The organism is Anaerosacchariphilus polymeriproducens (genome assembly GCF_003363435.1).
Classification (GTDB): Bacteria; Bacillota; Clostridia; order Lachnospirales; family Lachnospiraceae; genus Anaerosacchariphilus; species Anaerosacchariphilus polymeriproducens.
Map to the genome: position 1 here is coordinate 160,538 of NZ_QRCT01000051.1, position 9,716 is coordinate 170,253.

At 32.6% G+C, this 9,716-nt stretch carries 8 protein-coding genes; all 8 read right to left on the reverse strand.

Annotated features, from left to right (window positions below; genetic code table 11):
• Window positions 1-732 precede the first annotated feature (732 nt).
• Window positions 733-3,273: a S8 family peptidase gene (locus DWV06_RS18190; protein ID WP_115483643.1), complete on the reverse strand. Its 2,541-nt coding sequence runs from the start codon at window positions 3,271-3,273 to the stop codon at window positions 733-735.
• Window positions 3,255-4,283 (reverse strand): AAA family ATPase, encoded by a 1,029-nt coding sequence (locus DWV06_RS18195; RefSeq protein ID WP_115483644.1) that lies wholly within the window; start codon window positions 4,281-4,283, stop codon window positions 3,255-3,257. Before DWV06_RS18195 ends, DWV06_RS18190 begins: the two co-directional genes overlap by 19 nt.
• A gap of 36 nt (window positions 4,284-4,319) precedes the next feature.
• Window positions 4,320-4,520 (reverse strand): helix-turn-helix transcriptional regulator, encoded by a 201-nt coding sequence (locus tag DWV06_RS18200; protein WP_115483645.1) that lies wholly within the window; start codon window positions 4,518-4,520, stop codon window positions 4,320-4,322.
• 546 nt (window positions 4,521-5,066) lie between these two features.
• Window positions 5,067-6,329, reverse strand: a complete 1,263-nt coding sequence (locus tag DWV06_RS18205; RefSeq protein WP_115483646.1) for a hypothetical protein — start codon at window positions 6,327-6,329, stop codon at window positions 5,067-5,069.
• A 405-nt stretch (window positions 6,330-6,734) separates the two neighbouring features.
• Window positions 6,735-7,478, reverse strand: a complete 744-nt coding sequence (locus DWV06_RS18210) for an endonuclease/exonuclease/phosphatase family protein (protein ID WP_115483647.1) — start codon at window positions 7,476-7,478, stop codon at window positions 6,735-6,737.
• A 31-nt stretch (window positions 7,479-7,509) separates the two neighbouring features.
• Window positions 7,510-7,809 carry a hypothetical protein gene (locus DWV06_RS18285; protein ID WP_155522650.1) on the reverse strand — a complete coding sequence of 100 codons (300 nt, stop codon included), beginning with the start codon at window positions 7,807-7,809 and terminating at the stop codon, window positions 7,510-7,512.
• A gap of 144 nt (window positions 7,810-7,953) precedes the next feature.
• The gene (locus tag DWV06_RS18220) at window positions 7,954-9,123 is read right to left on the reverse strand and encodes a hypothetical protein (protein ID WP_115483648.1); all 1,170 of its coding nucleotides are present in this window, start codon (window positions 9,121-9,123) and stop codon (window positions 7,954-7,956) included.
• A 113-nt stretch (window positions 9,124-9,236) separates the two neighbouring features.
• Window positions 9,237-9,632, reverse strand: coding sequence for a hypothetical protein (locus DWV06_RS18225; RefSeq protein WP_115483649.1), 396 nt, complete (start codon window positions 9,630-9,632; stop codon window positions 9,237-9,239).
• Window positions 9,633-9,716 lie beyond the last annotated feature (84 nt).

A 9,716-nucleotide genomic window follows, 5' to 3' on the forward strand; every position in this document is an offset into this window, starting at 1 on the left:
TGCATTGGACTCTTTCCTCCTCTCTGTTTTGCATGAATTTAATATGTGTTCTCTTTTTTCTTACCATTTTCTCCTTTCAACAATTATTTGGGTTGAAAAGAAGCTGATTGCTAAATATCTTTGTAAAAACTTTTATATTTTTTTATTTCTTGATCTTTTCATAGGTTGCAAAATTTATCTGATCTATGTTTTTGTAATTTCAACCAACAAAAAAAAGAAGCCTGATAAGCAATTCTTATCAAACTTCTTGTGAACGAATATTAAATTTGTAATATGAGACAGAACATCTGTCATTTCCTAGAAACAAGGCTTTACGGATGTTCCGTTTATAAAACAGACTCCCTGTCCGTTTGGTCAGGGCAGCTGTCCTGACCTTTTTTTTATTTTGATTTTTAGTCAGAAGGTCTGACTAAAACGGATGACCCGTTTTACGAAAAAGTCACTAAAATCAAGGCTTTCGGGTCTTCCGTCAGAAAGACTGACCATCCGTTTGGATAGTCTGAAAAATAAGAAAAAAAGATAACAGGATACGCATAAAGTTGCATGGCAATTTTATACAAGTAAGTGCCATGTTCCTATGTCACCCGCTCAATAATGTCAAAAATATGTACATACTTGTGATCTTCGGTTTAAAAATATTTATACTATGACTTCATGTTCTCGAATTTTACAAGCGCTATCTTCACATTGTTTTTATATCTTGATTTTACTGTCTCTTATTTCTGATTACAATCACGCATGCATCATTGGTTTTACCTTTTCCACTACTTTCGAATATACATCGACATCAGTTCCTTCTGCCACTTCAAAGGTTACAAAGATACAGTATGGTATACTTTCACTGCACTTTCCGGCATCTTCTTTGCAATTTACCTTTATTTGAATCTCTTTATCATCACCCCAAACAATTGGTCTTTCACCCTCAAAGATTTCATGTTGAAGTGTTCCTTTCCTTACTGCCTGCCACTCAGAGTTTTCTCTGTCAGGCGTTAGCTGCTCTCTATTTAGTACATCAAACCACATTTGAATTCCTCTATATCCTTGCCTAGTCACTTCGACTGGTGAAAAATAAGCCAACGTAACTGTTAATTTTCGTTTTATTATTTTCGAAGAAATATCGACAGGTAACGGTAACGTGTATATATGTCCTTCTTCTCGCTTTAATCTTCCAGTTCCTATTAGTGTCACTCTGTTCTTTGTACATTCTTCTACTCTTTTTATATCAGGAACTCCATTTCCTAACCAACGTGCCAGTTTCTTCTCCGAACCTCCAACTATCGAAGAAAACCTATCCGCAATGCCATCCCATGAAGCTCCATGCGTAAGCATCCCCTTTAATAGAATAGGGATAAACTCACGACCTATCATTGTACCAGTTTCACTTATATAAATATCATTCAATACCTCATAGCATCGTAAAGCTTCATGTGATATAAGTGCAGTAGCATCACTGGTCCCAAACGTATAAGCTTGTCCATATTGCCCCGTTTCAAAAGGAGACGCAACTTTACACCCAGGTTCACGATTTGACAAAAGCCACGCATTACGTCCATAAGCATTTTTATATATGTACTTTCTCCCACCACGATAAAATAAATCTGGAGTAATAATAGATCTATATCCTTTTCCAAATGCAGAAATCGGACTCGGATATCCCTTCGTAACAGCACATATCATCCTATCATTTTCAGGCATCTCACAATAATCATCATATAACGCTCCTATAGTCAAACCATTCAAATTCTCTGCAGGCGAATATACTTTAAAATTTCTTTGATTTTCAACAATCAAACTATAAAAGTACTTCTCTCTCTCTTCTTCATTCATTTCTTTCAATTCAGAATACGAAACATCTATGAAGTTAATCACTTCGTCATGATTTCCTGCACTAACAATAAATAAAACTGAGTATTTATAAGCTAAATAATCTAGCAGTCGTGCTAGCGGACTCATCACTGTGGCCAACTGACGAGCTGGATCGCCTAATGACAAATTAATAACCTTAATTGATGGTGCCTTTGGCTCGGTATCTCCGTCCCTCTCATATAAACTTACAACTGCAGTATGAATCTTGTCTACAATCAACCAATTTTCAGGAACTATTTCTTGATAATTACTGGGTCCCACCTCTTTGGGCTTCAAAATAGGACGCACATATATTCTTTGTTGAACAAAATCTGGCTTATTTAAATCACCATTTAAAATAAGTGATGCCATTGCAGTTCCATGATGTCTATTTTTACTCTCATATCCCACCTCAAGATCATCTGGATCATCAACTATTATTCTATTCTTCAAAAGAGGATGATTTTGTATTGGCATCCCATCAAATAACGCTACAATCGGTTCACTATCAATAACATGTTCACCCATCTCATCAATCGATTCAACATATTCTTCAGCATCTGATGCACTCTCAAAAATAGATTGACAAACTGGCCTAAAATACATAATATCATCAATATGTACTAACTTTATCTGCTCATATTTTTCTACCAATAACTGAATTACATTTGGTGGCAATTCAACTAATAGCGCATGATATGTTATCGATGAAATTATACATTCTTGCAAAACTTTACCATTTAGTAATTCTATTTCACTTCTTATATAATTTGATGCGTTATTTCTTTTTTGTTCTTCATTACGATAGAATAATTCTATTTCAAAGGGAACAGCTCTACTTCCAACAATTTCAAGTTCTTCCTTCCAATAATCAATTATATTTGTTTCCTCAATTCTATCTTTTTCATTCCATGCACGAACATTCTTTATGTTTGTAAAAATATCCCTTAATCCTGTATACCCCCTTGCAAACACGTCACTCTCACCATCATTATATCTTTTCCAACATGACAACAGTTGATTCATTGCTTCCTGATTAGACATTACACAATATACTTTTCCAGTAATATCTTTTTCAACTCTTTCTCCTTGTTCAATTACATAAAAATCCTCATCTGGTTCTACATTTAAAAAATCCTTATCAAAAATCCATTCCAGACCTTCTACATTTTTAACAGCAGTATAAAAACTATCTACTGTGCCCATAACTTCAAATACCACTGCAAATTCAGGATTCACCCCAATAGGTGAATCTTGTATGCTAATACTTTTTTTGTTAAAAGCATCTTTTAAAATTGAAAACTTAGGTTGAAGCCTATTATACTGCCTTTCAAAAGAAGGTTTGTTTAAACGAATATTAAAAGGACTCTTCGAATCTCTACTTGCTTTTACTGGCTCAGGCAATAAAATCACTGGTCTTTCTGGCATAATTTTTCCTCCTCTCCAGTTAACTCACTATTAAACAAATGTTGTGTTTGCCACAATTTCAAGACTTGGTTTGTAATATCCTTTGCATTTTCATTTGGCAAATTTAAAATATACTGTCTATATATCTCCAATGCTAATTCTTCAGCCTCAGCATAACTTAATCCTAATGTTTTTTTTGCAAGAGTACTAACTTGCAAACCAAATTCAAAATTCCTTTGCTTTTGAAACAAATAAAAAAAAGATTCTAATTTGCTTCTTGTTGGTTTGGGAATATTGATCTTAACTTGAAATCTTCGCCATGCCGCTTTATCCAACAAATTCTCATGATTAGTTGCTGCTATAACTATAACGTAACTTGGCAATGCATCAATTTGCATTAAAAGTGAACTTACCACTCGCTTTATTTCTCCAGTTTCATGAATATCTCCTCGTTCTTTTCCAAGTGTTTCAAATTCATCAAAAAACAAAACACACCGTCTTGACTTCGCATAATCAAACAATTTTGATAATTTCGAAGCTGTTTCTCCCAAATACGCTCCTACAATGCTTTCATACTTTACGACAAGCAAAGGTAACATTAAAGATTCTGCAACAGCTTCTGCCAATGTGGTCTTTCCATTTCCTGGTGGACCAATCAAAAGCATTTTGTTTCTTGGCTCTAATCCGTATGACTGTAATACTTCTGCTCGCAGCTGTTCTTCAACTAAATCATTACATGCTTTTTTTACATGATCCGGAAGAATCATTTGATCCAGTCTCTTTTGAGGAACCTTTTCCCAACATAAATTACTTTCCAAATTTACATTTTTAGTAAATTCCATTTTTCTACTATTTTCGTTTACTACATGTAAATTATTTGTTTTTAGTAAATCTTCAATTTTATTAGCTAATATTGTATGTTTTTTTGAGCGTTCCTCTGCACATAATGCCTCCGCAGCCTTTTTGAAATTCAAACTATCATTGGTTAATCCATATTTTATTAAATCACATAGCAAATCTGCTCTAGCCATCTTTATTCTCCTATCACATTATCTATTATTAATATCTCAACACTCTAATTCAGTAATATCTATAAAATTATTCTCACAAAAATCTATAAAACTTTTAATAGCCAACTTGCTTGGCAACACATGACTATTTTCCCACCTATTTATCGTTGCATAACTAACCTCTAACTCATCTGCCAACTGCTTCTGTGTTAAGTTTAAATCTTTCCTTACTTTTTTTACAAATTCCGAATATTTCATAAAAATCTCCTACGTTCATATATATCATATGTTATATTTAACAAGAATAATTATAGCATATGTTATATATTCCATCAATTAATTCTTGATTCATAGGCATAAACTTATATTTCTCTATGTTTTGTACTTTTGAATCTTGTTCAACTACAAACCAAAAATCTTTTTTAATCTGATAATACAATCAAAATTATTTTTTATTTACTTTCTATGTTTTTTTTCTAAAATATTTGTACTTTTTAGCATTATCTGGTATTAACTACATAATGTTCTTTTATATGTGTAAATAACTTCTTTTATCATATTTCCAAGTCAGAATAGTTTCAATTTTAATTTTAAGAATTCCCAAAAAAACATATTGAAACAATCTATTTTGTTAACGGAGCATTAGTTCATTATGTTTTTTGAAGGGAGATTCTGGTTCGATTCCAGGATTCTAAAAAGCACTATAAATATAGTTTGATTTCAATGCCTTCCAGAGATAAAGACCCAAAAATAAAAAGACATACCTACACTCCGAAGAATGTAAGTATGTCATATACTTATGATTTATGGTTTCAGAATTCTATTCTCTATAAGGATTTTCTCTATATCATCATATTTCTTATCCTTATATGATATTTCTAACAGTTCAATATTATGATCAATTGCATATTGCTTTTTCAATTCATCGTTTGCTTTTTGTTTCTCAAATTGACCTTCTCCACCAAATTCCTCGACAGCTTGATAGTGCTGTTCACCCTGGCATTCAATTAGACATTTTAGTTTTCTATCTTTATCAAATATTGCAAAATCATAGCTTAAATGTTTTATCTTGGCTACACCATACAAATCTTCAAATGAATGCTCAACGCGGTAAGGAATATCATTTTCAATCAGTAACTTATTAACTATCCATTGGAACGATGATATTGGATGACAATCACAATAAACATCACTCCAATATCCATTATACGCTCTATATCCATATTGAGTTGGTGGATAGATGCCAAATTTATCGCAATTAACAATATGGTCTTTACCACACAAATAACATTGACAACGATATTGCTTAAATACTGTTATGTCACTATAGGATTTTTGATGTCTTTGATTATAATGTGGTAATGGCGTACTTTCTAAGCTTTCGCTGATACACTCCTTAACATCGAGTGACTCATATGTTATTCCAACATAATTAATATTATAATTTTTCGCCAATTTTCTTGGAATATCGGCTATTATTGCAGCATCCTTTTCCGCCTGTTTTTTTAATTCTTTATCTCTTTTTTCATTCCATTTATCACAGTATTCCTCAGACGGTATGACATCACCTTTTTTATCAACTAAAACAACAGACTTGTCATCCTTATATTTCTGCCGTTTCCTATATGTAGCATTTGAGGCCTTAACCGAATTAGTAGATTTTGATGAACAATACATAGGTCTTAAACAAAACTGTGGATTTGTCTGCAATGTATTAATTGAATAGTATCGAATTTTTCCACATTTTTTACATCTGCATTTATACCTTTGAATTGCCTTTTTCTTATGTAATGCCTCTATAGCCTCATCAAAATCAACTACTCTTATAGATTTACTAAATACTTTAAAATTTAACGGTTCATAAACATATGCAGGTGTAATAACTTCATGCTCTCCATTCCAACCGCACCAATCGTCATGGGTAAGCTTATTTTTTTCAACCATCAGCATAAAATCAGATTTTTCAGTTTCTATATCTAAGATTTTTGATTCTATTAATCCTACAAATTCAGTCCCATCATCCTTCACTTCTAGACATCCATATTTTTCTCCTACTTCTACCTCCATTTACATACCTCCAAACATAATTAAATACTTTCTACCATTCCTTATTCTTTTCATAAGTTATGTCACTGCCGTTTTCTTCATCAAATTTTTTTGTTACATTGCCTTGCAAAACACTGCCGTTTTTCATTATTGGGACGTTGTTGGGATTTTAGAAATAGTGACCGCTACAGCCCTTGATTTTACTGCATTCCAGAGAGAAACCACTTCTAGTGCTGTGGCACACAAAAATATTTTTGTCATGGTTATCAAACTACTTAATTTGCCTTAAATACTCTGTTTTGCAAGTTTTTTGGGATTATTGTAAAATGCTCTGAAATGAATGATTGTGGCAAATCAGAGCAAAATTTAGCAAGTTATTACTTCCTGTTAGTAGTAGAATTAGGAGTAAATGGGGTTGGGTTACTACTAAAGTTTTATCTCTATATCAGAAATCATCAAAGCATGATCTGGATAAGCTGCTGGTATACTCCAAATTGTTCCTATATCAATACTAGAAATATTAGGGTAAACTGAATCACGTGCGAGAAAATCCCACTTGTATTCTGAGTTCACCTTTATATTGTCACTATGAAGTACATGATCTACAGCCCCGAATCCGGTTACTTCACTAGTACTTTTGTCAACATATATTATGCTCGAATCAGATAAAGAACTATTAGTATCTACTATTATTTCATTTGCAATACCTGGAAACCATTTATTCATTCTGTAATACTTAATATTGAAATCCCCAGCGCACAAAAATGATGTAGATAATTTTGTTAAATATCTTTTTAATGGAAGAGTTTGTTTACTCGCATTAATTGGTGAAAGCATTCTCACACCAACCATCGATAATATAGCTTCATTTGGCATCACAAAATCAACATGCAAAAAATTGTAACAATCAATCACTTCATTCTTGTTTTTTACTATTAATCCCTCTGGTGCGAGTTCCTTTTTTACTGCAATAAACACTTTATTTCCAGAAATTGTATTACTTTCTTCGTACCAATACTTGTGCCTTAGTTTTTCTTCTATTCCTTCATCTGTCAAATATTCAACTAGACATAATATATCTGCATCTGCGCTCACAAGAGTATCTATAACATATTTCTTCACTAAAATATCGTTTGTAATTTTGTGAATATTCCACTCTAGCAGTTTCATATAAGGTCTCCTTAATTCAATTATCAGATTTTTAAATCACTTTAAGTGTATCTTCTTTTTTATCTAAGGTAAACATCTGAGTCATCCTAATTACACGCTCCTCAAATGTCAGTCCTTCCATATTAATTCTGATATTTTCAACAACTTCTTTTGTATCAATATCTAATTCAACAGAAAATGGCACCATTATACGCGGAATTTCTTTTTGTATTTCTACTAATCTCTTATGCAATTTTTCAGTTTTGTGCGACTCACCGTTATTTTTATATAATGTAATTCCCTTTTGAAAGAAGTAATCAGCTCGCAGGGAACCTTGTACATCTTTCTCCACAATTCAGAATTTTTGTTGTTCCAGCTTCTGTTTTTGTAGGTTCGATAATATACCGCATATCGCTTGTACGCTGAAGCTGACAATACATTCACTGCGTATGCCAAGTGAGCACTAAAATATTTTCGGCTTTTTTGCAAAAAGAAATTACTGTAATATTTCATCCAATAATTTCCGATATTTTCCACTCAAAGACACTATCATCAAATCATACCAAACTTCTCTTGAATATTGCCCTTTTTCAACGCACCAAATTTTATGGTGTAGCTCATTAATCTCTGTATATAAATCAACTGGGACATCCTCTGAACACTCCGAATATTTTTTTACATACTCAGTCATTGCATATTGATTCTTAGCACAATCAATATGTGTAAAAATATCATCTTCTGGATAGTACATTCCATGAAGGAATGTTGTTATACAATGTTGTCCTTTTGATTCCTTATCTTTATATGGTAGTGTTTCTAACTCAATATGTAAAAAAGCTTTCTGCATATCATCGTCATATTTCTGTTTCACTACTAATAAAAGTTTATCTGCTGTTTCTTCATCAATGTGTATTGTTATAGTTTTTGGTGCCCTTAAAATAGTTTCGCTAAAATGAAACTGAGGTCCACGATACTTTTCAAAATTTAACGACGAATACGATATCGCTTGATTTATAGGAACAGCTAGGCGATCATCTAATCTCAGCAGAATATTTCCATCCTGAATTTGACTTGAAATAATCCTTGCGAATCCAGGCATTGAATCCCCAAAATCAATAGTATTTGTATTAGTTAACATACTATAGAGATAAGCTTTATCCTCAAATACAAAATAGTCTCTGTGAAATTCTACTCCATTTACAATTGATAACCCATATTGATTTGTGTCATACAATAACTTCTCATCTTTTGCAATCACCCTTATATCGATTTTGCTTTCTCGAAACGAATCCAAAATATAGCCAGTCATAACAAAAGCAAATAGTTCATTTAAATCTTTTACAGCTTCTAATTTTTCTCCTCGGGCTGTTGGTACTATAAATACATTTGCATAATAATTTATCCAACCATTTATATCATTATCTAGCATATATTGTAAGATATCAACTGTACTAATCCCAGATTTATTAAATCTATCTATAACCAAATCAACAAATTTCTCTAGGTACGCCGGAATTTCAAATTGAACTCCTCTCATATCAGCCATAAAATGCAGATAATGTTTTCTTATCGAAAAAATAAGATATTCAACTTCCTTATATTCATCTGTTTCAATTACACTAAAAAAAAATTCATTAATGTCTTCTGTATGTGATGAACATGCCATACACCTCTCCCCTTTCTCTTCAATTACTCTTTGTAGCTTTATCTGATGCACCTAAGTTACTTAATTATTTATTGTGTAGAAAACTGTGTTTATGTTTCTTTCAAACCACATTATCATTCCTCTTTATTCCCACCACGTGGATAAGGATCTATATGTTCAGTTCTTCCATAACGCTGCCTGTCATATCCTGAAACTGTATGTTCACGTGGTGAAGATTTTTTCTCCGGATAATCTCTTTCAAAAGCAGTATCGTCACTTCCGAATTCATCCGGTGTGGAACCATCCGTTGAATCAGACGCTGAAGAATAATCCCCACCTCCATTTGATTTTCCACTATCATATGCCGCTTTTCCTACATATGCTGAAAGTACTGCTAATCCACTCCATTTTGCTAATTTCACTACTGTTGGATGTTTAACACCAAAATCAATTACCACATCTGCTGCTTTGCGAAGCTTGATGCCTATTCCAAATTCCGACTTATGCGCAACTTCTTTTGATTTTTTCATTACTTCTTTTCCTACTTTATCTGAAACTGGAATCGCATTTTTCTTTGCTTTTCTTTGTTCTGCATCCTCGTATTATAAAGTAGT

What these genes read in the sequence shown, in the direction of transcription:
- DWV06_RS18205 (WP_115483646.1), bottom strand. Translation starts at nt 6,329, where the DNA reads ATGGAGGTAGAAGTAGGAGAAAAATATGGATGTCTAGAAGTGAAGGAT.
- DWV06_RS18190 (WP_115483643.1), bottom strand. Translation starts at nt 3,273, where the DNA reads ATGCCAGAAAGACCAGTGATTTTATTGCCTGAGCCAGTAAAAGCAAGT.
- DWV06_RS18200 (WP_115483645.1), bottom strand. Translation starts at nt 4,520, where the DNA reads ATGAAATATTCGGAATTTGTAAAAAAAGTAAGGAAAGATTTAAACTTA.
- DWV06_RS18225 (WP_115483649.1), bottom strand. Translation starts at nt 9,632, where the DNA reads ATGAAAAAATCAAAAGAAGTTGCGCATAAGTCGGAATTTGGAATAGGC.
- DWV06_RS18220 (WP_115483648.1), bottom strand. Translation starts at nt 9,123, where the DNA reads ATGGCATGTTCATCACATACAGAAGACATTAATGAATTTTTTTTTAGT.
- DWV06_RS18210 (WP_115483647.1), bottom strand. Translation starts at nt 7,478, where the DNA reads ATGAAACTGCTAGAGTGGAATATTCACAAAATTACAAACGATATTTTA.
- DWV06_RS18195 (WP_115483644.1), bottom strand. Translation starts at nt 4,283, where the DNA reads ATGGCTAGAGCAGATTTGCTATGTGATTTAATAAAATATGGATTAACC.